The sequence below is a fragment of the Marinomonas sp. THO17 genome, assembly GCF_040436405.1.
In the GTDB taxonomy this organism is placed as follows: domain Bacteria; phylum Pseudomonadota; class Gammaproteobacteria; order Pseudomonadales; family Marinomonadaceae; genus Marinomonas.
In genome coordinates this window covers 2,910,581-2,935,349 of record NZ_AP031575.1, presented here as the reverse complement: position 1 = coordinate 2,935,349, position 24,769 = coordinate 2,910,581, and the positions used below count along the sequence as shown (strand labels likewise).

Genomic DNA, 24,769 nt, shown 5'->3' with positions numbered 1-24,769 from the left:
CAGCGTTGGCGGAGTGTTACGAGTTGCTCGTAGCCATTGCGTCGGCAGAATTCGAGCTGCTCGTTTGCAGCTTTACCACTTCAGGCAAGTCACTGGTAAAGGCGTCTGTTAATTCCCCCACTAAGTCCATCACCAACTTAGCTTGCGGTTGATTTTCTTCATCCACCAAGAGGTCTTTTAAGGTCGCACGTTGTTTAATGTCGACCGTTGCCGTTAACAAGTTAAACGCGCTTTGTACGCTCTTACCGCTGGCCATACGGTCAACAAACTTGTTGTATTCTCCATTGGTCACTTTGAATTCAAAGGCTTCTGTACCCACACCCAATGCGATCACTTGCGCCATGTCATATCTCCTTAAGGAAGTTGTTTATTCAGTGTTTTGATTCGTAGACTTTTTTAAATAACTCTTCGATTTTGCTTTCTAAGCGCAATCCAAGGTCATTGATTTCATTTTTGTGAGCGTATTTTTCTGCCGCATCCAATTTGTGCTGCATCAAGGCGCGCTCATTCGCCGCGGTACGTTTAAAGAGGAAGGTCAAAAAGGTAGCCAACCCTGCCGTCACCGAGGACAACAAAAACATGACGACAGTCATGGTCGCTTGCGACAATTCCATTTCCTCTCCTATTAATCTTGCGTAAAGCGTCCAGACACTTCTTTAAGAATGTCTTTGGCCGCTTGTTCTATTTTCTGCGCGTCGTTTTCTAGGCCGCCTTCGAGCAGCAATACTAGATTGTCATCCACCATGGTATTGGTGGCTTTTGCCGCCAATTTGGCGAGCCAAATACCAAAGGTCTTGGTCAATAAAGTCGCGCCGAGATTGCTCAAAATACCAAGTATGATGCTGTTCATGAAAAGGCCCTTCTCTGCCAACCATTAAGAAACACACTTTGACTGGGGTTATGTTGCACAATCGCCCGGTAGACTCGCCAAGCTTGGTATTGCAAGCAAGCGTACAAGGCGTCTGAAGACACTTGATTGAGTGCTGCTAGGCTCTGATTGCCCAATATGCCGTCTTCTACCAGATGAGATTCGGTCAACAAGTCGTTCACCGCTCGCTGCACAATTAACGCGGCGGTTTTACCACGCATGTTGACGAACAAATTCAGTAATTTAATGGCAATTTTTTCGCTCTGCACTTGCTCCAGACGATAATGCAGCCAAAAATATTGACGATAAATCTGCGCCGCATCGGCTTTGCTAAGCTGTTGAATGTCCAGCACATTGATGTGTCCATCGCCATTAACGTCTCCCGCTAAAGCGGGTAACTGTTTGATAAAGCGTAACGAAATGCCAAAGTGAGTGGCGCCACCAAGGTCCGCTTTGTGATCGACATAGCCGCCTTCGTGTTTTAGTACATCCGCCAGTGCCGCATTAAAGTGGTCCATGGTGGCTCCTCTCAACCGGGGTTACACGCCAATTCTTTCGACGTGATCTTTATCAAGGTATGGCACGCCATTGATTTCCACGAAACGAGAATCCGTTACGTCAAATGGAATGGTATGCTCCAGTTTTTCACCGCCTTCGCCGCCGACTTCCAATAGCTTGTTGATGCGCAATTTGCAGCCGTAAATCTTAACTTCGAATTCCCGATCCGCCGTGCGACCCACGCCGGAAATGTCGGTGGTTCCTAAGGCTTGGAAAGAACCCGCCTTTTTCGCTTCATCCAAAATCAGTTTGAAGTTATCTGTGTCCAACGTCATTTCGCCGCTGGCAGTTACCGCACCGCGTACCCAACCATGCGTCACACCGCGAGTAGAAACTGGCTTAGAACCGTCTTCAATATTGACCGTAAATTGCTTTACGTTGATAAGCTGTGTGCCAAACATGACATCAACGTCAAGACCTGTAATGTGCTGCATGTTATACCTCGTTGCTCAAGTTAAGTCCGATGTAGGCTTGGATCGCCTTTGGACTGTTGTAAGGACGTACCAAAAGCGCAATAGTGACGCTGGTTCGAGATGCCCAGGAAATGGTGACATCGCCTTCTTCAGGACGCTTCACGTCACCCGGCATGTAAATACCGTTGGACACGACGCTTTTGCTCATGTCTATCATGGGACGCATGAAGTAAGTTTGATTGGCAACAATCGACGCCGGTGTGCTGTTCATTTCACGGTTGCCCACTTGTTTGATCGCCAATAAACGCACTTCGCGTTTTACACGATTGACCACACGTAGGTTTTCAATCACCGCATAGTCACTGCCTTCGGCTGCCAACGTCATACCATCTGAACAGTAAATACCGTCATAATCTGGGTACACTTGTGGCACTGTGCCGCGCGCATCGTTTAACGCTTTGGCGTGACTCATGTTGAATTGCACACCCTCTTGATCAGAAGGTAGGGTTGAAATACCGACCAAAGCGCCGGTTTTAACGCGCATTGGAGTATCCGCAATGGACACGCTTTCATTACATAAACGACCACAAAGTGTGCCTAACCAGCCGGAGAAGACTTCTGGCACCAGCATGACATTTTCTGCTGCCACGCCGTCTTGTAGAGAATCGAATTCTGAAATGAAGGTAGCCCAAGTGGCTGAACCATCCATCGCTTCAGAGGCTGCCAAGAAGAACACTGCACGACCGTATTCGTTTTCCACGTCTTTGGCCGCTGCTGTCATAGCGTCCAATTCCGCTTGTTCGGCCACGGCGTCAGTAATGACCACGGCTTCACACAACAGATTGTTGTTCATTGCTTCTTCAAACGCGGTTTTCCATTCACCCGCTGCACCACGCGGCATCGCCACGCATGTCCAGTTTGTGCCCGCATTACTGCGCGCGGCGGCAATCGCCGTTTTCATTTTGCTATTGTTGACACCCAATACCTCGTCCAAATCCGAAGATTGGTCAATGTACAAAGTGCTGCCTGAGTTTTTGCCTGCATACCCGATGAAGAGAAACTGACGCTCAGGCGTCGAAAAATCACCCTTTCCAGTATCAAGGCTGCTGACGCTTACTGTACCTAATGCCATGTTTTACCTGCCTTAGTTTGTTAATTAATGGCAACTACTGCTGCCGCTATTGCCCGCACCCATTGCGGATCATTGCTAAAGCGCTCTCGCTGTAACCAATTGCTTAGCACGCTTTGCGCTCCGTTATCCCTGTCATTCAGTTCCAGCAAGAGGCTCAAGCCATGCAATTGACTAATGTGTTGCCTGATCCATGTTTGACTAACAGGTCGTTTGTCTTGTGTTGTTGGGTCACGGCGCAGCCCTAACTGCTGCATGCGTCGCGCTTGTATGCGTTTTGTTGGTTCGGATGACCATTGCTTTTGTTGTACTGTGGACGCTTGTTGCCCCACAAAAACACGGGTTTTATAATTTTGTGATCGACTTTTGCGATTCCCTCTTCTGGGATCCCATCTGTCTCTCCAATCCCACCCATCCGTGCTCGTTTGAGTGTCATTACTCTCCGCCAAAGCAGCCAATTGGTTATCACCGAAATGAGTCAAAATTCCATGATAATTATTGCGTTGCGTATCGTATCGATAAGGTAAATAGCCTTTACTAATCTTGTATGTTCGATGCCATGACCATCTACGAACACGCCAATTGAAATTACGCTCTGAGGCATTTCTCACCCGTACTCCTTGGCTGGCCAATTTGGTGATTTCACGGCTCAATTGCGCCATAGCGCGTCGCTTACGATGGGGAGTCAGCGCCATCATGTGAAGATCAATTTCACGCGCCTCTTGACTCCCCCAATACGCACTGAACATGATTGTCATGCCGAACTCTCATCGGCAACGCTGGCTTCCACTGTGGCGGATTCCGCAACGTCATAATCACTTTTTTGTAACGACCAATTTTCGTTCTGATAAGTCAAACTACCTTGATCAGAACGACTGATGTAAATGTCTTCTTCAAAGGACAAAGTCAGTTCTAAATCGGCTTCACGATCACTTAACAGATCAATCGCGACATTGGGATGTGGGCTACTGAGATCACTTCTTGTATCATTTTCCGCCAGCCAAATGGCCACATAAGCGTGAAAGGTTTCCAAGGAGTTGGCGTTGTAGTCGTAGCTTTCAATCAAGAGCACAGCACGATATTGCATTCGATATAGCAACACGCGATCACCTTCGTCTTTGGCACCAATTTTTAGCGTGACTTCTTCCATCCAGTTGCTTAACTGGTCGGATGAAAACAAATCTTGTGACGCTAGGTAGTTCGCCAGCTGTGTCATTTTTTCCATCTTGATGTCGCTCTTATCAATTCGTTTTGGTGTTGATGATTTGACAATAAGCTGAGGCCAAACAAGGAACAAGCAGGGTGATTTTGACCACACCTGATTTGGCAAAAATCGGCATTTTTCTGCACAGGGGAGATAGGTATTTATCTAGCTAGGAGTGGGAATGGATCTTAAGGTGTGACAACAAAAATAGACTTTGCTAAAGTGAAAATTAAGCATATATGCTTAATTGTTGATAAAGTATGTATAAATGCCAACTTATTCACAGGATCCGCAAACTATGGCCTTTCGTGTTCACTGCCCAAACTGCAATACCCCTACCGTTATTCTGTACAGCAACGAAATCACCAAAGACATGGATGGCATTTTTGCCAAGGACTTGTATTGCCAATGTCGCAACCCAGAATGCCTTGCCACTTCGGTGGTTAGGGTGTCACACAGCCATTATGTACAGCCCCCTCGTCGTCATGTACTAGACATGGCCAAACAATTATTGAAACAAGAACAGCAACAAAACTTACCTTTAGGAGAACCCTTATGACGTCATTGCTCAATGAACAACTGTTTGCCATCTTGGCGGCTGGCAATGGTTTTCACAGTAGCTGTCAAGACAAAATTAATCAGCTTGAACAGAAAATTACCCAGCTCAACACCGAATTTAATGCACTAGGCACAGAGTTGGCGCCCGTGATAGTAGATGAAACCCAGGTGTTAACCGAATTAGAAACTGCTCGTCAAACCACCAGTCAACTCTTGCTCGACACAGGCAGCAAACTGCTGCTTGAGTTCAAACAACAGCTCGCTGCATTGAGAAGTCATGTGGAAGAAAGGTTGGATCAGTTTTTGGATGAACTCAGTGTGGCCTCTGCCATTCGTTCATTAGGGGCTTATCAGGACCTTGACAGCGGTATACGACAGATGGTCGGCAGTGCCTTCGGCACATTGGATGAAAGTTTGGATCAAGCGCAACAATTGCTCGAACAGATCATTGCTGAAATCCAAGCCTTTGATATAGCCAGCGTCACCCTAGACAGCTTGGCACAACTGAATTCCTTACTGCAACAAGCTTTTGATCAACTGACCCCTTATATCTCGATGGTCAAAGGGGCTATTGCACAAGAATTAGCCGCCTTAAGTCAGATGTACCTTGATTTCAAACAATTCTCCAACGCCGTCAGTGCGCAACTCATGATACAAGATGCAAGTTTATTGGTCTGGATTGAAAAAATCGCCACCGCGGAGTTAAAAACTGTGTTGGCAAACATCTTAAAACAAGCCTAAAAAAAACCGCCATTTGAGCAAGCCAAACGGCAGACTCATATGGCGGTTTTTTTATTCAACAGGGTTAGCTCAAGAGCTGATCCACACCCATCAAAGTGGCCAATTTTAATACCGCTTCCTTATAGACATGGTCCTCTGCTTTAGTAATAAACTGGGCTTTGCGTTGTTTCCAATCCAATGTTTGCACACCATTTGAAACCACCACAGAAGGTTTGTTCAAGGCATCGCCAAGCGAGACCTCCAACATACCACCCCGAATACTGGTGCTGATCGGCAAACAGATAATCATCCCTGTCTGACGATTTAAGACCTGTGAAGACAACACCAATGCGGGCCGTAACTTACCGATTTCTCTTCCTTTCTTTGGCTCAAAATCCAACCAAATAATGTCCTTTCGATCCGGTACATAATGGCTCTGCATCATTCTCGTTTCCTTTTATCGCTTCATAGGATTAATCAAGCCATTCACTATCATCAAGGGCTGCCAATTCATCCGTGTGAGCATTACTTTTGTCTATGCCAGCCAATAATTGTGACTCAGAATAAGGCCATGTGTTGGCGCTTGTGTCTACCACGGGTTTGATCAACAAACCATCTGGCAAAATTTCATAGGTCACTTTACTGCCTTGATGTAGGTTCAGTGCTTCAGCCGTTACCGCATTGATGCGCAATGCCAGGCTGTTACCCCATTTTTTTACTTCAGCATCAATGTTCATACCTTCACCTCAATATTAACAATATCAGCTAAGTATATACATTGGATATACATATTGCAAAATGCTTAGTCTTGTTGCTCCTCTGACGGCGCTAAGCCTTGACCTAATTGGTTCTGCACGACTTCAATACACAGACTCAAACCACGATAAAAAGAAGCGGAACGATCTTCTCTTTGATAGGACAATTCATAGGTACTGGAGCGCAAAAAACTCAGCATGTCATAAGCGGCCGCTACCGAAGTTAAATGGGCATTAACGTCTTCTATTTGAAAAGCCTTTGTCGTGTTATGGGTTAATAGATCAACGGGTTCTGAATAGGACTGTTTCATAGCAAATACTCACATAAATGCCTGATTCTACGACAAGCCTACGAGAAGATTAAAAAATCAGTTAGACGCACTATGGCGCTAACTGATTTACCGTTTAAAAAAAGAATGATCTTGTCTCGTCACCAAGCTATCCATTAAGAAGAATAAGACTTCGATGTCTCTAGGTGAAAAACGTCTGCTGATTCTTGTTTCGGCAACGCATCACGCACTGCGCTGAGAAAATGACTTACTCCACGGCTTTCATTTTCACTTACCTCAATGCCATAGCTAAAGGCTTTCGTTAAAAATGCCAATTGATCGTCTGCCACCGAGATTTTATCTTTAATATCAATCATATCCATGCCTACTTCCTTACTTATTTATGCTGTGTCTAGATTATTTGTTCGTTTTAATAAACTTTCAATGGATTTTATCATTTTATCCATAATTATCACTTATTGAATATCTCTTATAACCAATTAACTAATTGATAATATTCATTTTTATAAGAACATCAAGCAGCATTCTAACAATTTAGTTTTCTAAATAAAGCCCTTCAAACTATCTACTTTGCCCTAAGAAAACCTTATCCCATATCTGCGTCGAGGGTAACCTTAGAAACAAAAATAAAAAATCATATTTATCAATTAGTTAGCTTGTAACTAACACTAAAAATTGGGTAACACCTAGGTAACAAAAGGTAACATTTTCTTTGTTTTTGGGGTAACTGAGTTACCACCATGTTGCTATCTTATTTATCCATAAAACCATTGAAAATCAATTACCTATCAAAATGTTACCCTAGTTACCCTGATCCGAAGCTAGCCGACAAATTCGGTCAGCATTCATCCTGCTGACGAGGTTTGTCGTGCAAATAACCAACAATTTGATACCTTCTCCGTTAAGGCTGAACGGTACTTTTTGCGCTCGATAAACTTATAAGTCCGTGAGCTGGGCAATTGACGCTTTAACTCCTGCAATTCCAGCAAAGGCTGATTGTGCTTGCGACACTGCTCATAAAAGTCATTCAAATTGATGGCAATATAGCGTTCTGGCTGACGATGATGATTGAGCCGTGTCGCCTGTTCAGCCACAAAACGACTGTCCGCCGTGGCCACGCCCTCGTCAATATAATGAAATATCTCCCAAAACTGCTCCAATAATGCACTGTCTCCGGCGAGCCTTTGATGACGTTGACGCAAACGCGACAACAACAAGTCATACACCTGAGATAAGGCCGTTTCTAATTGAGGAAAAAACAACCCCAGCGCCGCCACCGATGCCATCACCTGTGCATGATTAAAAATCAAACGCTGCTTGATTTGATCCACGCCCTCCTCAGCGCGAAATGCCGCATCATAGCGCTCGGTATAAGCAAAAAAGGCTGCCAAATACGCCTGCTCTTGCTTCAATACATGCGGCAAATAGCCCGCCATTTCCTTTAAAGACGCATTTCGCAAACGCATGGCTTGCGCCCGAGTGGACAAGGGCGCGGTGCGGAAAAAAAGGTGTACAATACGTTCCATCAAGGCTTCTTCGCCAGTGACTGAGGCATTTTGTGCTATCACCAAAGCACCATTAAACATGGGTTCATCCGTATCGTTACCACGCTTGGCAATGCCCAAGGTGCCGGTGCCGCGACCATCGTACAAAGGCTTAATGGAATCAAAGGTAAAGCCCCGCTGTTTATGATCCACCTGCGCCATGTGATCCCCTTCAATCAACACCACAGGCAAATTCGACACCTGATTAAAGGCCCGTCGAATCCCGGCTTTGGTGGCTTTTTGTGGATCAAAACCTTCATAATCTCGTCCCAACAGATGCCACAAGGTTTCAATCAAGGTCGATTTGCCAGCGCCGGGCTCCCCTGTCATTTCCAAAAAAGGAAAGGACTTATGCTGCTTACGAATCTGCTGGACAAATAAGGTGGCCGTCCAAAACCCCAACACCACTAAACCATTTTCCCCAAACGCCGCTTGTAAATCCGCAAACCACTCTCCGGTAAAGGGCTCGCCGTATACAATGGCTGGCGACTTCATCGAGGTTTTTACCCCCAAGGAACCCAGGTCAAAATAGCCTTCTCCATTAAGCGGAATCTCTCGTCCTTTGTGAATCGCAAACGACTGATACACGTACACAGAAAACTCCGCGTTATAACCCACATAAGGCATAGAATGAATGGTCTTAATTTGCTTAAACCAACGGTCCAGCAAGATGTCCATCTCCGCTTTACTGCCGTTAAATACCCCGCCGGCGGCCTTATTCAATAAACTCTTATTAAAGGCCGAGGGACTTTCCAGATTAGAGCCTTCCAGACTGATCAGCTCATCCGCGTGATTGTTCTGATAGGACACCTTAAAGACATACCACTTATCGCCCATTACATCGTCTCTTTCTTGATACAGAAACTGCGGCAAACAGTTGGACACCTTCTTCACATTGGCGGCCTGCACAAACACCCTTTGACCACTGGCGCTGTGGATGTCTGTTTCTCCTAAAGCCTTTTGCACCTCATCGGCGTAACACACCCAATAGGCGTGCTCAAAAGCAAACAACATATAATTCTGGCGACCTCTGCGATAACGATGAAAAGCATAATCCATTGCCGTTTCCGCCACCGCCAAATGCCCGCGGTATTCACAATCTAACCAAAACTTTTCCTGTTCAAACGCCTGATTACGCAAACAGTCATCCCAATCCAGATGCTTATTGGGGGTGAGCATCACCTTGGTTTTCAACCCTTGTTCTTGCAACACTTGTCGCCACTTCTTAATAGCTTTGATGCCCGCGTCATCATGGTCATAAGCCAGCACCCAAGTGAGCTTCAAATGCGCATATTGCGCTACCCATTCACTAGGAAAATTTTGACAAGAAAACGCCGCAATCGCCTTGACGCCCACCATAGCCAAGGCAATCGCATGGAAAATTCCTTCCACAATCAGTACCTGATCGCCCTTTTCCAATACTTGCCCAGGCACCGCCCAACCTTTGCCGCGATACCGTGCGCCAGCACTAAAATGGGTTTTGCCCTGACAGCTGGCGGGTAACAAGCTCATGGCCGAACGATCAATCACCCGCTCCCAATAGGCATTTCCCCACAAGGGAAACCGTACGGTCGGCGTCAGAGAACCGTCTTTTAAGGGCAAATAGCCCTGTTGCCAGGCATCTTTAATCACCGCCAAATCAAAGCGACGTTCTTGCGTTAAATACGCCCTTGCCGTGGCATTGGGGTCATCCGGCGTGGTCGGAAAACGCGCTGAAAAATGCTCAAATAAATCGCCAAACAAGGCTCTTGCGGTATGGGTTTCACCGCATTTGTTAGCACGCCCACAAAAAACCACCCAAGGCGCCGCCACACTGGTCCATGCCTCCTTTTCTCCACAACTTGGGCAACGTCCTCGCACATGCTGCCCAGACACTTTAAAACCAAATTCAGACGCTAAGCGTGCATGAATATCATCAATCAATTGTTGTTCAGACATAACAGAGCCTTCTTAAAGTCGATCTTTTTCCGAAAGCTCTTCTTGCAGTGCAAATAAATTCACCATCACATGACGGCCCAACTTAATGGTCGGCAAATAGCCATTGCGGCGTAAGCCCTCGACCACCCCATATTGATGCTTAGAGCCTTCACGGCCACGGTTGGTTAACCCGGTTAAATCACTAAATTTCTCCAAGGTCACCAGCGGAATCGATACCTCGCGGCTTTGCACCATAGCGTTATACGCCTCAATCGGTAGGGTTACTGTGGCCTTGGATTCATTCACCAAAAGTTTATCAGTCATCGTCATCTCCTTACGATTAATTGACCAGTTTAGGATAGTGATATAATATCTAGCCAAATCTAGATATTTTTAAAACCCTAACCTATAAAATTATCCAAAAACAAGTAATTTTATTAAATTAACCAAAAATGGTGATTTATGACCTCAAACGACCTCGTAAAAGAACGACTGAAATGGATGAGAAAAACCGAAGGGCTGACCCAAGATGAATTTGCGAACCTAGTAAATATTCCGGTCGGCACCTGCCGTAATGTTGAGCAAAACGGTACCGTCTCTTTCGCGCAACTGCACAAAATATTCCAACAACCCCGCTTCGCCCGCTACCTGATGTGGTTTTTCCAAGGCAACAGCTATCCCAGTATTGGTCAGATCAGCCCAGACATCATGTTAGACATCAAGCAAGAATTGAAGAAAAGCAACCCGGATTTCAACAAATACCAAGAAGTGACGGACGAACAAGTCAAGCAACAACTGGATAACTACCAAAGTCACCAACCCGCTGACTTTGGCGTCGCCCAAAAAGTCTTGGAAGACATCACCAACGCTGCTAAGGAGAGCCTAAACCGACATGGCATACCCTAAAAAAAACGCCAAAGCCGACAACCACATCTGGCGTCTGGAAGACAACCGCTATCTGGTCGAACTTAGACTGGATGGGGGTTATGGCAAGCTACACCGCAAAATCCACGATACCCTAAGAGCCGCTAAAATTTATCGTGATGGACTGTTTGCCAAAAAAGCCGCCGATGCGGACTTCAACCCACATAAAAAGCGCGACAAACGCACCCTATCCAGCCTCATCGACACCTGGGAAATGCTGTTTGCTCGGGAACTCAAAGACGGCGTAAAACGCACCTCCAAACTGCGTTTTCTTTGCCAAGAGTGGGGCAACCCGGAATACCACAACATCAGTGCACGCAGTTTTATGGAATTTCGCCAACGCCGCCTCGATAACGGTTTGAGTCTCAATACCGTCAACCACGACCTGGCCTACCTCAAAGCCATGTTTAACAAACTGGTAAAACTCAAAGAGCTCACTGACAATCCGCTCAAAGAAGTAGAACTTTTTACCCTAGAACAATCTGAAATACGCTATCTGGAACTGAGCGAAATCCATCGCTTTCTCAGAGAGCTGCAACAAAGTACCAGTCGTGATGCCTATATAGTCAGCCGTATTTGTTTGGAAACAGGCTGTCGTATCAACGAAGCGCAAACCCTTAGAAACAGTCAAGTCAAAGGCGGCGTCATTCAATTTGCTCGCACCAAAAACTCCGAATCCCGTGCCGTGCCGATCAGTCAAGAACTCGATCAACTCATCAAACAAGATCGTCCTCGCCGCGGCAAACTGTTTGGCGCCAGCATCACCAAAGCCTTCAAAACCGCCTGCAACAACGCCCACATCGACCTTCCCAAAGGCCAAGCCACACACATCATGCGCCACTCCTTCTCGGTGCACTTCATGCGCGCCAAAGGCAGCATCCTCGACCTACAAAAAATCCTCGGCCACAAAACCCTCGCCATGACACTGCGCTATGCACAGTTTCACCCCGACTACCTGGCCGACGCCAAAGTTAAAAACCCAATTGCACAAATACAACACAAAAAAAATAGTTAAACTTTTGTTCACCTGCAAAAAGCAAAAATGACAAAAAAGAAAAATCGATAAAAAAAGAAGAAAGACAACATTGTCTCAAGGAAGAATACGAAAGGATCAAAAAATTAGAAAATAAACCAATAAAATCAAAGAATTAAAAACAACCCCCCCACAGCATCCAAGCATAAAAAAAGCCCGCTAGTGAACTAGCGGGCTTTCTTAAACATGGTGCCCAGAGGCGGAATCGAACCACCGACACGAGGATTTTCAATCCTCTGCTCTACCGACTGAGCTATCTGGGCAAGTGGGGCGTATTATAGAGAAACCTTTTTGATGGTCAATACTTTTTTTTGAAAAATACGATAAAAACTTAGTTTGCCATGATTGTCTGGTATTATCTCTAAATATCAAGGAGATAAATTCATGTTACACATTGTGCTTTACCAACCTGAAATTCCACCCAACACTGGCAATGTCATCCGTCTTTGTGCCAATACGGGTTATCAACTTCATCTGATTGAGCCACTTGGTTTTGAGTTAGAAGATAAAAAACTGCGTCGTGCTGGTTTGGATTATCATGAGTTTACTCGCCTAAAACGTTACCCTGATTTTCAAGCCTTTTTAGACCAAAACAAGACGGCCACAGTCTACGCGCTGACAACCCGCGGAAGTCATACCCATAGTGAAGCTGAGTTTGCACCAAATGATGTTTTGGTGTTTGGCCCAGAAACTCGAGGCCTACCCATAGAATTTATTGAAGCCTTACCACCAGCACAACGTTTGCGCTTACCTATGCAAGCTAATTCACGCAGTTTAAACTTATCCAATACAGTCGCTGTAATGGTGTACGAATCATGGCGTCAACTTGGCTACGCTATGTCAGATCAAGTGATTGAATAGGACTTACATGAACTCTCTCGGACTTTTATTAAAACGCAAAAACAGTCGCCGTCGTTTTCGTCAGCAAGTGCATCTTCATGAAACCCATGATTTGAATACACGTTTGCTGCTATTGGCAATCGTCATAGCTGTGCATAGCATTGCTATGGTGTTCTTTGAAGACTTAAATTGGTGGCAAGCTTTTTGGCTGACGATGACGTCGGCCAGTACTACAGGCTATGGTGACTTATCAGCCGCCAGCTTTTGGGGACAATTCTGTACCATTGTACTGATTTATGGCATGGGCATTACCTTGTTAGCCCAAATTGCCAGTGATTACGTTGAACTTAGACTAATGCGCAAAGAAATGCGCATAAAAGGCCGCATGAGGTGGGATCAAATGCAAGATCATGTTCTTATTATTAATACACCAAAATACGATACCGAACGCTATCTTGAGCGTCTGATTAATCAGATCAACCAAACACCAGAATTAACCGACACCCCCATTCAGATTTTAACCACAGCTTTTCCAGAAGGCTTACCAGTCAACTTACGTTCTCAGGGAGTGGTACATCACACAGGAGACGCTTTAGAAGACGGCATGTTGGAATCTGCAGGTGCTCATAAAGCCAAGTACATCATTGCATTAACCCCCGACAGCCGTAATGCACACGGTGACAGTTTGATTTTTGATCTTTTACATCGTATCAAACAAATTGGTAGTAATGCCTTTATCCTAGCCGAAGCCATCAATGACAATAATCGTCTACGCTTTAAATCCGCCGGTGCGCAGGCTGTGATTCGCCCTATTCGAGCTTATCCTGAAATGCTGGTACGTTCACTTATCGCGCCAGGAACTGAGCAAGTGTTGGAAGACTTATTTCGTCATCAAGGAGACCATACCATCAGATTAGACGTTGAATTGGAAAATTTAGTCTGGGCTGACATAGTGACCACCTTGATTCAACAAGACGTGGGGACAGCATTAGGTTACATCACTCTAAACAATGACATTGTGACGCACCCTAACGCAAAAGAAACAATTCAGGCAAAAGGTTTGATCATTCTGGTGAACGACAATCAAGCGACTCCAGGAAGCAGCAGAATACGTCAACTCTTCTCAAACCAATTCAATTCTATCGTTTGAATGAGGCCAGAACACAAAACGGGCACTTTGCCAATTAACAACAAAGTGCCCGCTAAAAAGCTCATTCATTTTTATCGCAGTGAACAAGGATCTAAGTCTTAAAGTTGCCCTGTTAGCACGAGATATTTCTCCATTAACTCTTCTTCCGTTTCCTTATGATTTGGATCCAACGGAATACAGTCAACAGGACAAACTTGCTGACATTGTGGTTCATCAAAGTGACCGACACACTCTGTGCATTTTGATGGTTCAATCACGTAAATTTCTTCGCCTTGGAAAATCGCTTCATTTGGACATTCCGGCTCACAAACATCACAATTTATACAATCATCGGTAATAATTAGAGACATTCACTCTCTCCAAAATCACTATCATTAACAAAGCACTTACCCAAGCCAACATGCGCTTATCGAGTTTGATAATGCTCACGAAGTACTTTTTCGACCTCTGGATTTACAAACTGACCAAAATCACCATCCAAAGAGGCAATTTCTCGCACTAAAGTGGAAGAAATGTAAGAGTGCTTTTCAGATGGGGTTAAGAAAATACTTTCTACGTCTGGCGCGATAACACGGTTCATATTTGCCAACTGGAATTCATACTCAAAATCCGATACTGCGCGTAAACCACGAATGACCACCTTGCCATTTACCGAACGCGTAAATTCCGTTAGCAAGTTATCAAAACCCAATACTTCCACATTCGGTAAATGCGCCAACACTTTTTTCGCCAATGAAATACGCATTTCATGGGACAATGCCGGACGCTTCTTTGGACTCGCCGCCACCGCCACTATCACCTTCGGGAATAGTTTTGATGCGCGATCAACCAAATCTGTATGGCCGTTTGTGATAGGATCAAAAGTCCCCGGATAAACCGCAATCGTACTCATAGCTTTCATCCAAAAAATTAACAAGGGAGAAGGAGCTAAGACAAAATTAAGATATTTCGCCTATGTTCACTCCCATTTAGGGGTCGCATCATATAGGAATATGTCAATCTTCTCAATTCACACGCTTCCCATTGCTATTTATAAGCGTGATGCCCCATATCAATATTGTCTATCCTAAACCATAAAAGGCCAACGCTTGTTTTAAAAAGGAAATCGCCAAGAAAATAAAAATAGGCGACAAATCTAAGCCTCCTAAGGGGGGAATGACTCGCTGACAAGCCTGATATAATGGCGCGGTAATCTGTCCAATTAAGAGGGCTCCAGGATGGCTCGCCCCCGGCGCAACCCAGCTTATAATCACCGAGATTAACATGGCCCAAAAATACAAATCCAACAAGTGGTACAAAACACCAACCCCACTCGTCACAATGTATTTCATAGGCGGCTCACTTATACCAAGAACAATATTAATTAATAGTAATGTTAAAAATTGCACTACTAGAGCCAACACTAATGAAGAGGTATCTAAACGACCTATTGCTGGAATGACTTTTCTCAATGGAATAACAAAAGGATTAGTTGCCTTGACGACTGCTTGACTAATGGGATTATAAAAATCCGCTCGTGTCAGCTGCAGCACCATACGCAGCAACACTATAAATAAATACAGGTTACCTAATACCTGAATCAACATCTCAAATGGGTTTGAATACATCAACTCTTCCTCAATTCATTTTGCTAAGCAGAAAACTCTTGCGCCATCACTTTTGAACGTTCCATACAGGCCATCATTGCTTGGGCAACAATCTGATCAATGTGGGAGGCTTCAAAAGACAGTAAGGCTTGCTCTGTTGTGCCATTTGGTGAAGTGATATTGTTACGCAATTGCGCAATCGGTTCATCCACTTCCGCAATCATGCGAGCTGCGCCTAACATGGTTTGACTGGCTAATTTACGGCAACTTTGTTCATCTAAACCTTGCTCTAACCCTACCTTTATCATGGCCTCAACGAAACGATAAAAATACGCTGGAGCACTTCCCGATAAAGCCGTTACTGCGTGCATTTGTGATTCTTCCTCAATCCAGACAGAATCACCGACATTGGCGAACAATTCACTGACCCAACCTTTTTGCTCATCCGTGATCCGCTCATTGGCAATCAAGCCAGTCATACCAGCGCCAATTTGCGAAGGCGTATTTGGCATACAACGAACTACGGCCACAGGAGCATTCAACCAGTGAGACAAAGCCCCTAATTCAACACCAGCAGCAACCGATATAAACAATTGATCTGCATTCACTTGTGCTGCGAAATTCTCAACCACAGCTTGCATTTGTGCTGGTTTCACACAAAGCACAACGACATCCGCTTGTTGCACAGCTTGCTGGTTATCCGCCAACATTTTTATGCCGTATTCCGCTTCATAAAATGCGCGTTTTTCAGTCGTACGGGAGGTGCCCAGAATCTTATCGGCTGGGTATCCACTGCTCAACAAGCCACTAAAAATGGATCTTGCCATATTTCCTACGCCAATAAAGGCAATACTTGGTGTCATTTTGTGTCCTAATAAATCGTTTTAAACAGCGTGCTGGCCTTTAATGATGCTCACTATTCGCTAGTCTTAGTATAATCACGAGCACCAAAAATAGCAGTGCCGACTCGCACCATGGTACTGCCTGAAGCAATGGCTGCGGCCAAATCCCCAGACATGCCAATGGATAATGTATCTATCATGCTGTCAGTTTTAGATAATTCAAGAAAAGCAGTCTGCAATGGCTTATAAACTTGGCACTGTTGCTCAAAGCTTTGCTGTGGCGCAGGAATCGCCATAAGACCGCGAAGTTGTAAATTCGGCAGACTTTTAATCAATTGCACCATCGCCGGAAGCTGCGACAGATCAATACCAGACTTACTCTCTTCACCACTGATATTGACTTGGATACAGACTTGCAAAGGTGGCATATCAGCAGGTCGTTGTTCACTCAATCGACGCGCAATTTTTTCACGATCGACAGAATGAACCCATGCCATGGTTTGAGCAATTTGACGGGATTTGTTGGATTGCAATGGCCCAATAAAATGCCATTCGATTTCGCTAAGTTCTCTTAATGTTTGCTGCTTATCAACCGCTTCTTGTACGTAATTTTCACCAAACTTCCTTTGTCCTGCCTGATAAGCGGCTTGGATTGCTTCGATCGGCTTGGTTTTACTGACCGCCAACAAACTCACACTGTTCGTTTTACGCTGAGCATCGCTAATGTGAGACTGTATTTCTTGCCTAACCTGTTGGAGCTTGTGTTTTACCTGTTCGGCATAAGTGCGATTCGTATCATGTGTCATATGTGCCTCTGTTCTGTACATTGGGCGAACAGGTACCAGCCCATCCGCTATGTGAGGTACATAATAGCACTAATAGAAATTCACTTATAAAGAATAAAACTCACTGCTGGAATCATACAGGGCACCATGGAACTCAATCTGATAACCAGAGGTGTTTTTCAAGGAATTGGCCGCAAAGTGCGCTGCCTGATACAAAGCATCTAAGCTGGAATGCTCCGGATAAAATGCAATACCAATGGACACACCAGCACGAATCAATTGGTTATTAGCATAAGATTCGTGCTGAATGGATTCCAACAATTTGTTAGCTACGACTTCTGCATCTGACAAGTTTTGGATGCGAATGCCCATTACTAATTCACGCTCATCATAATGTGCCACCAAATCGTTTTCACGAACCGTATCACATAGCAATTCAGCAAACACCTTAAGTTCGGCTTCTGCAATGCTGTTTTTTGATAATAACTGAATAGAAAACAAGGCAGCCCGTTGAAAGTGGCGACGAGAGTCCTTCAACACTATGCCAAAGCTATTCTCAAAACTAAAACGTCGCAATAATCCCGTAAGAGGTTCGCGGTGATTATCTTCTAATAATTGATGATCCGCTTTTTCACGTAAAAACAATGCATCCAACCAGGAATGATAAGTGTCCAAAGCCACTTCCATCAACTCACTTTCCAAAAGCTGATGACGTTTTTGGAAAGCAAGCATGATGTAAACAGTGCCATGTTCATCAGAATTACTGACCATAGACACATCAGAAAAATTATTGGTGAGCAAAAAATCTTTCCACGTCAACCAGTTTGCTGCGTCTTGAATTTCAGATTCATGACGCTTCTGAGCAGACGGGGCCGCGGCAAACGCAATCAAAGACTGGGGCACATTTGTTAATAAACCTTTGTCATTCAACAAGGATTCACTAATAAGATCCGAGTATTGCAAACGCCATTGCAGGCAATCTTTGTCACATTCAAGAAACAAACAATACGACTGCGCCAACTGAGATTTTATTTTCTCACGAAAAAGCGTTAGTAACGAACTGAGCGGAGCACCCTTAGAAATGACCTGAACTATCTGGGCCATATCAACGTATAAGCTTTTGATGAAATCGCGCTCTTTTTCAAGAAAAGATACACGAGATCTCAACATTTGCTGCTCATCCAGCAGGGATTTTGTAGATTCAATAGACATAAAACAATACAACCAGTAGCAAATCCTTGTTTAGCTAGATTAACCACCAAACAAAAAAAGTAAAGAATTTGTATAGATAAGTTGGGAAAAAAACCAACTTATCATACTAATTAACTAGGATAACTGGTAAATACGCTGTCCTGATATGTATGTATCAGTCACCTGGCCAATGAATTCATCACCAAAATAGGGTGAATTATGGCCCTTGGTTTTGCGTTTTGAGCTATCCCAATACCATCTTGCGGTACTGTCGAACAAAATAAAGTCGGCAAAACTGCCCACAGCAAGAGAACCCGCTTCCAAACCAAAACACGCCGCAGGACCAGAGGTTAAACAAGACAACAAAGTAGCAAAATCCAAATCGCCTTCGTCCAATAAGGTCATCGCCAGTGGTAACAATACCTCTACGTTCGCCATTCCTGGTTCTGTGGCAGCAAATGGCGCTATCTTAGCCATTTTTTCATGGGGCTGATGATCAGAACAAATGGCTGAAATCACCCCCTGTTTGAGGCCTTCGATCAAGGTCAAACGATCGCCCTCACCGCGCAATGGGGGGCGAACATGAAAACGACCGTCAAATTGATTGAGAATGTCATCACTCAACAAAATATTATGCAATGCCACGTCTGCCGTCACATCTAAACCAGTGGCCTTCGCATCGGCAATCATTTCAACCGATTTAGCGCAAGATAACCGCGCAAAGTGAGCTCGCACGCCCGTTTTCTCAACCAACAATAGATCTCGCATTAAAGCAACGGTTTCCGCTGTATCAGGAATACCCGTCAAACCGTGCATAGTGGAATACAAGCCTTCATGAGCACAGCCACCATCAGCTAAACTAGTGTCTTCAGGATGAAAAACCACCAATAAATCATGAGTCGCCGCGTATTCCAAAGCTCTAGATAGGACTTTATTGTTCTTCATCTCATAACGACCATTGGACACCGCTACGCAGCCAGCTTCTGTCAAAGCCACCATATTGCTCAATTGCTCACCGGCCAGACCTTGCGTCAAAGCACCAGTCGGAAACACATTAGCCATACCAGCTTCGTCCGCTTTATCCTGAATTAACGCCGCCACGGCTGGAGTATCCACTATAGGACTCGTGTCAGGAGGACATACCAAGGTGGTCACTCCTCCGGCCACTGCGGCACGACCTTCGGAGGCAATGCTGCCTTTTTGTGTTTGCCCAGGTTCACGTAAGGCAACCGCTAAATCCACCAAACCAGGCAATACCCATTTACCGCTGGCATCAACCAGTTCAGCATCTTCAAAGCCTGCTGGAGCCTCACCTATAGCAACAATTTTTTGGTTCTCAACAAATAGATCCAGCGTAGCATCTAGATTTTGGCTCGGATCAATCAAACGTCCATTTTGTACTATCAACTTCATTTTATGCCTCGCCCTCACCTGCCTGTGCCGTGTCCACCTGTTGCAACTGACCACTCATGGCCATTGACATCACAGCCATACGCACAGCAATGCCATTAGTCACCTGATTCAATATTACCGAGCGCTCTCCATCAGCCACTTCTGAAGAAATTTCAACACCTCGATTAATTGGTCCTGGATGCATAACAATGGCATCAGGCTTTGCCCATGACAGGGATTCTTCGGTAAGACCATACAAGCGATAAAATTCACTTTCACTGGGCAATAAAGCACCTTTCATACGCTCTTTTTGTAGGCGTAACATGATGACCACATCAACGTCTTGAATGCCTGCTTCTAAATCATGACAAATTTGCGCCCCCATCTCAGCAAAGAAACTCGGCACTAGGGTCTTAGGTCCAACCAAACGCACCTCCTCCACCCCTAAGGTAGTTAAGGCTTGTAATTGAGAACGAGCGACACGAGAATGCAAAATATCACCAACAATAGCCACCTTTAAACCAGTAAATTGGCCTTTGTGACGACGTATGGTCAGCATATCTAGCATAGCTTGTGTCGGGTGAGCATGACGGCCATCACCCGCATTAATAATGGCCACATTAGGAGTACAATGCTCGGCAATAAAATGTGCCGCACCGCTATCGGAATGACGTACCACAAACATATCACTCTGCATGGCTTCTAGGTTTTGTAAGGTATCCAGAAGAGACTCACCTTTTGAGGTTGCGGAGGTTTCAATATTGAGGTTAATCACGTCTGCTGACAAACGCTTGGCGGCAAGTTCAAAGGTAGTACGTGTACGAGTAGAATTTTCGAAGAACAGGTTGACCACTGTACGTCCTCGCAATAGAGGTACTTTTTTAACGGACTGTTCCCCCATGGTCAAAAAAGAGTCGGCGCGGTCAAGAATTTCCGTAAGAATGGTTTTATCGAGACCGTCTAGTGTTAGAAAGTGCTTTAACTGACCGTCATCGTTTAATTGTAATGCCCGTGGTTCGGATCGCATCATGGTTTGCTTTCCTTAAGCTACAAAGACCTTATGTCTTTCTCTTTGAATCAATTAGGTTGATAAGAAAATGCCCGGTACAATGACTGTAACCGGGCATTAATAACTTCAAATAACAAGACCGCCTGTGATTCGATGACACAAGATACGGCTGGTTACTTTTTCATAAAACTTATCCATACACTAATTGTCGTATTTGTTCACCAAAAAATAAAGCCTTAAAAGCAGATTAATCCGTCTCAATCACAGAAACTGCAAGCGGTTGTGGGCCAATTAACTTAACCCTTTGCTCAGGATTAAGCGTCAAGTTTTCTCCCACAATATCCGCCGCAATCGGTAACTCATGTTGACCAAGATCATACAAGATAGCCAAACTAATGCTGGCTGGACGACCAAAATCGAATATCTCATTCATCGCAGCACGAATGGTACGCCCTGACATCAGCACATCGTCCACTAAAATCACATGGCGGTCTTCAATAGCGGGCAAGGATGTTTGATTCACCTTGGGATTGAGACCTGCGCGAGTAAAATCGTCTCGATAGAAAGTAATGTCTAATGTTGCCAGCGGCTCTTTTGTCGGTACAGCCGACATAATTTGCTCAGCAACCCATACGCCACCAGTGTGAATACCTACCACAATAGCATCGCTGATGCTTTTCTCCTGACAATAGCTTGCCAACTGTGTTCTCATCCTAGCAAGTGACGACTCTAGCTCTAATTTCATTGTTTGTTTAACCTGCTTAAATTTACCTAGATTAATTGTCTGGACTTATCATACCTCTGTCTGACAGACGTTAATACTGTTCAGCAAACCAGGTTTCCAAAATCATCTTAGCGGCCAAGCCGTCCACAGAGTTCTCTTTAAAATTACGCTTGCCGCCGTCGGCAATGACCTGACCTTTTGCTTCATAAGAAGACAATCTTTCATCCATCATGTGATAAGGCAAATTAAAACGACCATGAAGTCGTCTGGCAAATTTACGCGCTCTTAGACACATCTCATTTTCCGTACCGTCCATATCCAAAGGCAAACCAACCACTACAGCATCAGGCTGCCATTCTGTAAAAATTTTTTCTATCGTTTGCCAATTTGGTATACCGTCTTGTGCTTTAACTGGTGACAATGGCTGAGCAGTACCGGTCAGACTTTGCCCAATTGCCACACCAATTCGTGTGGTACCAAAATCAAAGCCCAATACGGACTGTGTCGTATTGGGCTTTACTGTTTCTCCTGATGACGACTGTTGTGTCATTTTTAACTGTGCCCTATATCTGGTGAAAGCTTTGTCATATCAATACCCAGCACTTTGGTTGCCGCGCTAAACTGCAACTCACTTGGGGTATTAAATAATACGTCTAAATCCGCCTCACATACCAGCCAATCATTATTCGCAATCTCAGCCTCTAACTGTCCAGCATCCCAGCCAGCACATCCCAAGGTGACCAAAAAGGCGTTTGGACCTTTGCCTTTAGCAATGTCTTCCAAAGCTTTCAACGAAGCCGATAAAGACACCTGTGATGTTACCTTAAGCGTATTACCCCATTCTTTATCCGCTGTGTGCAAAATGAAACCACGCTCGGCTTCCACTGGCCCACCTGTGTAAATCGGCTCAGTAATTAACTTGGGATCTTCAATTGTCATTGCTAAATGCTTTGCCAATTCCCGAAACTCAATATTCGAAGGTCGATTTATGATAATCCCCATAGCACCAACTGGCGTATGTTCACAAAGGTACACGACAGTATGTTCAAAATGCGGGTCATCGAGATGCGGCATTGAGATCAAAAAATGGTTTTTAAATGAATCGAATAAAGTCATAACAATAGCCCTCTATAACTGGAATGAAATCGCAATTTAAAAATAAAAAAAACCTGCGCCAGCCTGGCAAAAGAACACAAACAGAAGAGCAAAGAAAACGGGCAAAATTCAGTCGCTGCTTTCAGTCAGTATAGGACAAAGTTCGAATTTACCTAGAGTTAGTCACATTTTGTTACCAAATCCCTTCAAAACTGCCCGCTCAGTTAGTACACTAGTTGGCACAAACACTTTTGTTAATGAAGTTTTCTTAATAGGTTCAAAACAAATGTCATTGCCATCATCACATTTTGAACAGGTTATTGCTGAACATGAGCCGGCATACCTTTGTTTAAAAACGGCAAGTTTGATGAATTGGTCATTACATTATCAAGCGGAAAGCATAGATTTACGCTACTTTTTCCATAGTGGTTGGTCTTCCTAGTCCCTACCATATTGCGATTTTTTTGTTCAATGCTGCCCCACTTTGGTGTCAGCCTACAATAACAAACAACTCAATACTTATGGTGAAAGAACACAATGACGACATTAAAAGCAATCGACTACACTAGCCCTACTGCACAACAAGACTTCGTTAAATCTCTGCACGAAACAGGCTTCGGGGTACTGAAAAACCACCCAATCCAACAATCCCTTGTCAGCGCGATCTACCAAGAATGGCAAGCTTTTTTTAACAGTGAAGACAAGCAAAACTTTGTTTATAACAAAGGCACTCAAGACGGATTCTTCCCTGCTGACGTTTCTGAAACGGCCAAAGGCCATACTAAAAAAGACATCAAGGAGTATTTCCATTATTACCCTTGGGGTCAATGCCCAGCGGACAAAAAAGCCTTGCTCGCCCAATATTACAGTGAAGCCAATAGCTTAGCTGCGGAACTACTGTCATGGGTCGAGTCGCACACCCCTGCGGACGTTGCGAAAAACTACACCCAGTCTCTTTCCAGCATGGTGGAAAACAGCGATCAAACCCTGCTACGTGTCTTACATTATCCTCCTTTGAAAGGTGATGAAGAGCTCGGTGCCATTCGTGCTGGCGCCCACGAAGACATTAACTTATTGACTGTTCTACCATCGGCAAATGAGCCTGGCCTTCAAGTCAAAGCCAAAGATGGCTCTTGGATGGACGTACCCTGTGATTTTGGCACTCTAATCATCAATATAGGGGATATGTTGCAAGAAGCTTCAGGCGGTTACTTTCCTTCCACGTCTCATCGAGTAATCAATCCAGAAGGATCGGATAAAACCAAATCACGTATTTCTTTACCACTATTCCTTCACCCGAAACCGGAAGTCGTATTATCCGATCGCTATACGGCACAAAGCTACTTACATGAACGCCTTGTAGAGTTGGGTGTCATTTAAACCATGAGGGCTTGTTCCATAACAGACAAGGAACAAGTCCTTTTCTTTTTGTAAAAGGGTGCAAATTCTGCGCATATTATCCGTTCTTTAAGCGAGTTACCTTTAATTTATTAAAAATGCCCATAGCACCTTCTTAATATTCATTTTTTAGGTATCCAATTATGAGCAGCAATCTTAATATCCAATTTGTCTCAGACATCATGTGTCCTTGGTGCGTAGTGGGTTTGGGTAATTTAAACAAAGCTCTAGCGCAGCTTGATGATTCTGTAACGGTAGATATTTCCTTCCAGCCATTTGAATTGAATCCCAATATGCCGCCAGAAGGACAAAATATCCAAGAACATATTATTGAAAAATATGGCATCACTGAACAAGAATCCGACCAAAACCGCGCCATGATCAAAGCCCGTGGTCAAGAAGTGGACTTTGATTTCAATTTTACCAACGACAGCCGCATGTATAATTCGTTTGATGCGCATCGCCTACTTCATTGGGCAGGCATTCAAGGCAAGCAAGCGGAGCTAAAAGCAGCGCTGTTTAAGGCACACTTTACTCACAACCAAGACGTGAGTGATTACACTGTGCTAGCCAATCTAGCTGCCAGTGTGGATTTAGATTTAACGGAAGCCAAAGCCGTATTAGAAGGTCAGTTGTATGCCAGCGAAGTACGTGAACAAGAAACCTTCTGGCAACAAAATGGCGTTCAATCTGTTCCAACCCTAATCATCAATAATAAATACGCGATTTCCGGCGGACAGCCGGCAGAGATATTTAAAGACGCATTAGAAGAAATCATGGCAAAAGAAAGCGTATAAAACACTTGGCAAAGACATAAAAATGCCCCGCAGGTGCGGGGCATTTT

At 44.5% G+C, this 24,769-nt stretch carries 34 protein-coding genes and 1 tRNA gene; 9 read left to right on the top strand and 26 right to left on the bottom strand.

Features of this window, described 5'->3' with window-relative positions:
- Positions 1-16: 16 nt before the first annotated feature.
- The 8 genes from ABXS85_RS14025 to ABXS85_RS13990 are packed head-to-tail and all read right to left on the bottom strand — an operon-like array spanning position 17 to position 4,193.
- On the bottom strand, positions 17-343 hold the full coding sequence (locus ABXS85_RS14025; RefSeq protein WP_353667142.1) for a putative phage tail assembly chaperone: 327 nt from the start codon (positions 341-343) through the stop codon (positions 17-19).
- Between the two features lie 28 nt (positions 344-371).
- Positions 372-614: a hypothetical protein gene (locus tag ABXS85_RS14020; protein WP_113872813.1), complete on the bottom strand. Its 243-nt coding sequence runs from the start codon at positions 612-614 to the stop codon at positions 372-374.
- Between the two features lie 11 nt (positions 615-625).
- Positions 626-850, bottom strand: coding sequence for a hypothetical protein (locus ABXS85_RS14015; protein WP_353667141.1), 225 nt, complete (start codon positions 848-850; stop codon positions 626-628).
- On the bottom strand, positions 847-1,386 hold the full coding sequence (locus ABXS85_RS14010) for a glycosyl hydrolase 108 family protein (RefSeq protein ID WP_353667140.1): 540 nt from the start codon (positions 1,384-1,386) through the stop codon (positions 847-849). Before ABXS85_RS14010 ends, ABXS85_RS14015 begins: the two co-directional genes overlap by 4 nt.
- Positions 1,387-1,407: 21 nt before the next feature.
- A complete protein-coding gene (locus ABXS85_RS14005; protein WP_353667139.1) occupies positions 1,408-1,860 on the bottom strand; it encodes a phage protein in 453 nt (150 codons plus the stop codon).
- 1 nt (position 1,861) lies between these two features.
- On the bottom strand, positions 1,862-2,971 hold the full coding sequence (locus ABXS85_RS14000; protein ID WP_353667138.1) for a DUF2586 domain-containing protein: 1,110 nt from the start codon (positions 2,969-2,971) through the stop codon (positions 1,862-1,864).
- Between the two features lie 20 nt (positions 2,972-2,991).
- Positions 2,992-3,726 (bottom strand): hypothetical protein, encoded by a 735-nt coding sequence (locus ABXS85_RS13995; protein WP_353667137.1) that lies wholly within the window; start codon positions 3,724-3,726, stop codon positions 2,992-2,994.
- Positions 3,723-4,193: a phage tail protein gene (locus tag ABXS85_RS13990; protein ID WP_353667136.1), complete on the bottom strand. Its 471-nt coding sequence runs from the start codon at positions 4,191-4,193 to the stop codon at positions 3,723-3,725. Before ABXS85_RS13990 ends, ABXS85_RS13995 begins: the two co-directional genes overlap by 4 nt.
- Positions 4,194-4,440: 247 nt before the next feature.
- Here ABXS85_RS13990 and ABXS85_RS13985 point away from each other — a divergent pair, with 247 nt between their 5' ends.
- Together ABXS85_RS13985 and ABXS85_RS13980 are read left to right on the top strand one after the other, a co-directional pair.
- Positions 4,441-4,731 (top strand): ogr/Delta-like zinc finger family protein, encoded by a 291-nt coding sequence (locus tag ABXS85_RS13985; protein ID WP_353667135.1) that lies wholly within the window; start codon positions 4,441-4,443, stop codon positions 4,729-4,731.
- The gene (locus tag ABXS85_RS13980) at positions 4,728-5,471 is read left to right on the top strand and encodes a hypothetical protein (RefSeq protein ID WP_353667134.1); all 744 of its coding nucleotides are present in this window, start codon (positions 4,728-4,730) and stop codon (positions 5,469-5,471) included. The genes ABXS85_RS13985 and ABXS85_RS13980 overlap by 4 nt, the downstream gene beginning before the upstream one ends.
- Before the next feature lie 64 nt (positions 5,472-5,535).
- Here the strand turns inward: ABXS85_RS13980 and ABXS85_RS13975 are convergent, their stop codons facing one another.
- The 6 genes from ABXS85_RS13975 to ABXS85_RS13950 form a co-directional block, all read right to left on the bottom strand.
- Positions 5,536-5,895 (bottom strand): type II toxin-antitoxin system PemK/MazF family toxin, encoded by a 360-nt coding sequence (locus ABXS85_RS13975; RefSeq protein WP_353667133.1) that lies wholly within the window; start codon positions 5,893-5,895, stop codon positions 5,536-5,538.
- Between the two features lie 28 nt (positions 5,896-5,923).
- Positions 5,924-6,187 (bottom strand): AbrB/MazE/SpoVT family DNA-binding domain-containing protein, encoded by a 264-nt coding sequence (locus ABXS85_RS13970; RefSeq protein WP_353667132.1) that lies wholly within the window; start codon positions 6,185-6,187, stop codon positions 5,924-5,926.
- Positions 6,188-6,252: 65 nt separating this feature from the next.
- Positions 6,253-6,516 (bottom strand): hypothetical protein, encoded by a 264-nt coding sequence (locus ABXS85_RS13965; RefSeq protein ID WP_353667131.1) that lies wholly within the window; start codon positions 6,514-6,516, stop codon positions 6,253-6,255.
- Between the two features lie 134 nt (positions 6,517-6,650).
- A complete protein-coding gene (locus ABXS85_RS13960; protein ID WP_353667130.1) occupies positions 6,651-6,857 on the bottom strand; it encodes a hypothetical protein in 207 nt (68 codons plus the stop codon).
- 483 nt (positions 6,858-7,340) lie between these two features.
- Positions 7,341-9,977 (bottom strand): toprim domain-containing protein, encoded by a 2,637-nt coding sequence (locus tag ABXS85_RS13955; protein WP_353667129.1) that lies wholly within the window; start codon positions 9,975-9,977, stop codon positions 7,341-7,343.
- A 12-nt stretch (positions 9,978-9,989) separates the two neighbouring features.
- Positions 9,990-10,280, bottom strand: a complete 291-nt coding sequence (locus ABXS85_RS13950; RefSeq protein ID WP_353667128.1) for a hypothetical protein — start codon at positions 10,278-10,280, stop codon at positions 9,990-9,992.
- Positions 10,281-10,418: 138 nt separating this feature from the next.
- On the opposite strand from ABXS85_RS13950, the gene ABXS85_RS13945 reads away from it, so the two are divergent.
- Together ABXS85_RS13945 and ABXS85_RS13940 are read left to right on the top strand one after the other, a co-directional pair.
- Positions 10,419-10,862, top strand: a complete 444-nt coding sequence (locus ABXS85_RS13945) for a helix-turn-helix transcriptional regulator (RefSeq protein WP_353667127.1) — start codon at positions 10,419-10,421, stop codon at positions 10,860-10,862.
- On the top strand, positions 10,849-11,895 hold the full coding sequence (locus ABXS85_RS13940) for a tyrosine-type recombinase/integrase (protein ID WP_353667126.1): 1,047 nt from the start codon (positions 10,849-10,851) through the stop codon (positions 11,893-11,895). Before ABXS85_RS13945 ends, ABXS85_RS13940 begins: the two co-directional genes overlap by 14 nt.
- Before the next feature lie 205 nt (positions 11,896-12,100).
- Here ABXS85_RS13940 and ABXS85_RS13935 read toward each other — a convergent pair.
- Positions 12,101-12,176, bottom strand: a tRNA-Phe gene (locus ABXS85_RS13935).
- Between the two features lie 121 nt (positions 12,177-12,297).
- Between ABXS85_RS13935 and trmL the strand changes: the two genes are divergently transcribed.
- Both trmL and ABXS85_RS13925 read left to right on the top strand, forming a co-directional pair.
- Positions 12,298-12,774, top strand: a complete 477-nt coding sequence (gene trmL, locus ABXS85_RS13930) for a tRNA (uridine(34)/cytosine(34)/5-carboxymethylaminomethyluridine(34)-2'-O)-methyltransferase TrmL (RefSeq protein ID WP_353667125.1) — start codon at positions 12,298-12,300, stop codon at positions 12,772-12,774.
- A 7-nt stretch (positions 12,775-12,781) separates the two neighbouring features.
- Positions 12,782-13,903: an ion channel gene (locus tag ABXS85_RS13925; RefSeq protein WP_353667124.1), complete on the top strand. Its 1,122-nt coding sequence runs from the start codon at positions 12,782-12,784 to the stop codon at positions 13,901-13,903.
- Positions 13,904-14,001: 98 nt separating this feature from the next.
- On the opposite strand, the gene ABXS85_RS13920 is transcribed toward ABXS85_RS13925, so the two are convergent.
- The 11 genes from ABXS85_RS13920 to ABXS85_RS13870 form a co-directional block, all read right to left on the bottom strand.
- Positions 14,002-14,253, bottom strand: coding sequence for a YfhL family 4Fe-4S dicluster ferredoxin (locus ABXS85_RS13920; RefSeq protein WP_353667123.1), 252 nt, complete (start codon positions 14,251-14,253; stop codon positions 14,002-14,004).
- Positions 14,254-14,309: 56 nt separating this feature from the next.
- Positions 14,310-14,795 (bottom strand): pantetheine-phosphate adenylyltransferase, encoded by a 486-nt coding sequence (gene coaD / locus ABXS85_RS13915; RefSeq protein WP_353667122.1) that lies wholly within the window; start codon positions 14,793-14,795, stop codon positions 14,310-14,312.
- A 169-nt stretch (positions 14,796-14,964) separates the two neighbouring features.
- Positions 14,965-15,510 carry a YggT family protein gene (locus ABXS85_RS13910; RefSeq protein ID WP_353667121.1) on the bottom strand — a complete coding sequence of 182 codons (546 nt, stop codon included), beginning with the start codon at positions 15,508-15,510 and terminating at the stop codon, positions 14,965-14,967.
- A gap of 23 nt (positions 15,511-15,533) precedes the next feature.
- Positions 15,534-16,352 carry a pyrroline-5-carboxylate reductase gene (proC, locus tag ABXS85_RS13905; RefSeq protein WP_353667120.1) on the bottom strand — a complete coding sequence of 273 codons (819 nt, stop codon included), beginning with the start codon at positions 16,350-16,352 and terminating at the stop codon, positions 15,534-15,536.
- Positions 16,353-16,405: 53 nt separating this feature from the next.
- A complete protein-coding gene (locus ABXS85_RS13900; RefSeq protein ID WP_353667119.1) occupies positions 16,406-17,137 on the bottom strand; it encodes a YggS family pyridoxal phosphate-dependent enzyme in 732 nt (243 codons plus the stop codon).
- 84 nt (positions 17,138-17,221) lie between these two features.
- On the bottom strand, positions 17,222-18,328 hold the full coding sequence (locus ABXS85_RS13895; RefSeq protein ID WP_353667118.1) for a diguanylate cyclase: 1,107 nt from the start codon (positions 18,326-18,328) through the stop codon (positions 17,222-17,224).
- Between the two features lie 114 nt (positions 18,329-18,442).
- The gene (locus ABXS85_RS13890; RefSeq protein WP_353667117.1) at positions 18,443-19,720 is read right to left on the bottom strand and encodes a dihydroorotase; all 1,278 of its coding nucleotides are present in this window, start codon (positions 19,718-19,720) and stop codon (positions 18,443-18,445) included.
- Between the two features lies 1 nt (position 19,721).
- Positions 19,722-20,729 (bottom strand): aspartate carbamoyltransferase catalytic subunit, encoded by a 1,008-nt coding sequence (locus ABXS85_RS13885; RefSeq protein WP_353667116.1) that lies wholly within the window; start codon positions 20,727-20,729, stop codon positions 19,722-19,724.
- A 226-nt stretch (positions 20,730-20,955) separates the two neighbouring features.
- On the bottom strand, positions 20,956-21,453 hold the full coding sequence (pyrR, locus tag ABXS85_RS13880) for a bifunctional pyr operon transcriptional regulator/uracil phosphoribosyltransferase PyrR (protein ID WP_353667115.1): 498 nt from the start codon (positions 21,451-21,453) through the stop codon (positions 20,956-20,958).
- Between the two features lie 70 nt (positions 21,454-21,523).
- On the bottom strand, positions 21,524-21,982 hold the full coding sequence (ruvX, locus tag ABXS85_RS13875) for a Holliday junction resolvase RuvX (protein ID WP_353667114.1): 459 nt from the start codon (positions 21,980-21,982) through the stop codon (positions 21,524-21,526).
- A gap of 2 nt (positions 21,983-21,984) precedes the next feature.
- On the bottom strand, positions 21,985-22,548 hold the full coding sequence (locus ABXS85_RS13870; RefSeq protein ID WP_353667113.1) for a YqgE/AlgH family protein: 564 nt from the start codon (positions 22,546-22,548) through the stop codon (positions 21,985-21,987).
- 265 nt (positions 22,549-22,813) lie between these two features.
- Here ABXS85_RS13870 and ABXS85_RS13865 point away from each other — a divergent pair, with 265 nt between their 5' ends.
- From ABXS85_RS13865 to ABXS85_RS13855, 3 genes are all read left to right on the top strand, one after another.
- Positions 22,814-22,969, top strand: coding sequence for a hypothetical protein (locus ABXS85_RS13865; protein WP_353667112.1), 156 nt, complete (start codon positions 22,814-22,816; stop codon positions 22,967-22,969).
- Between the two features lie 95 nt (positions 22,970-23,064).
- A complete protein-coding gene (locus tag ABXS85_RS13860; RefSeq protein ID WP_353667111.1) occupies positions 23,065-23,907 on the top strand; it encodes a 2OG-Fe(II) oxygenase family protein in 843 nt (280 codons plus the stop codon).
- Between the two features lie 161 nt (positions 23,908-24,068).
- On the top strand, positions 24,069-24,722 hold the full coding sequence (locus ABXS85_RS13855) for a DsbA family oxidoreductase (RefSeq protein WP_353667110.1): 654 nt from the start codon (positions 24,069-24,071) through the stop codon (positions 24,720-24,722).
- Positions 24,723-24,769: the final 47 nt, after the last annotated feature.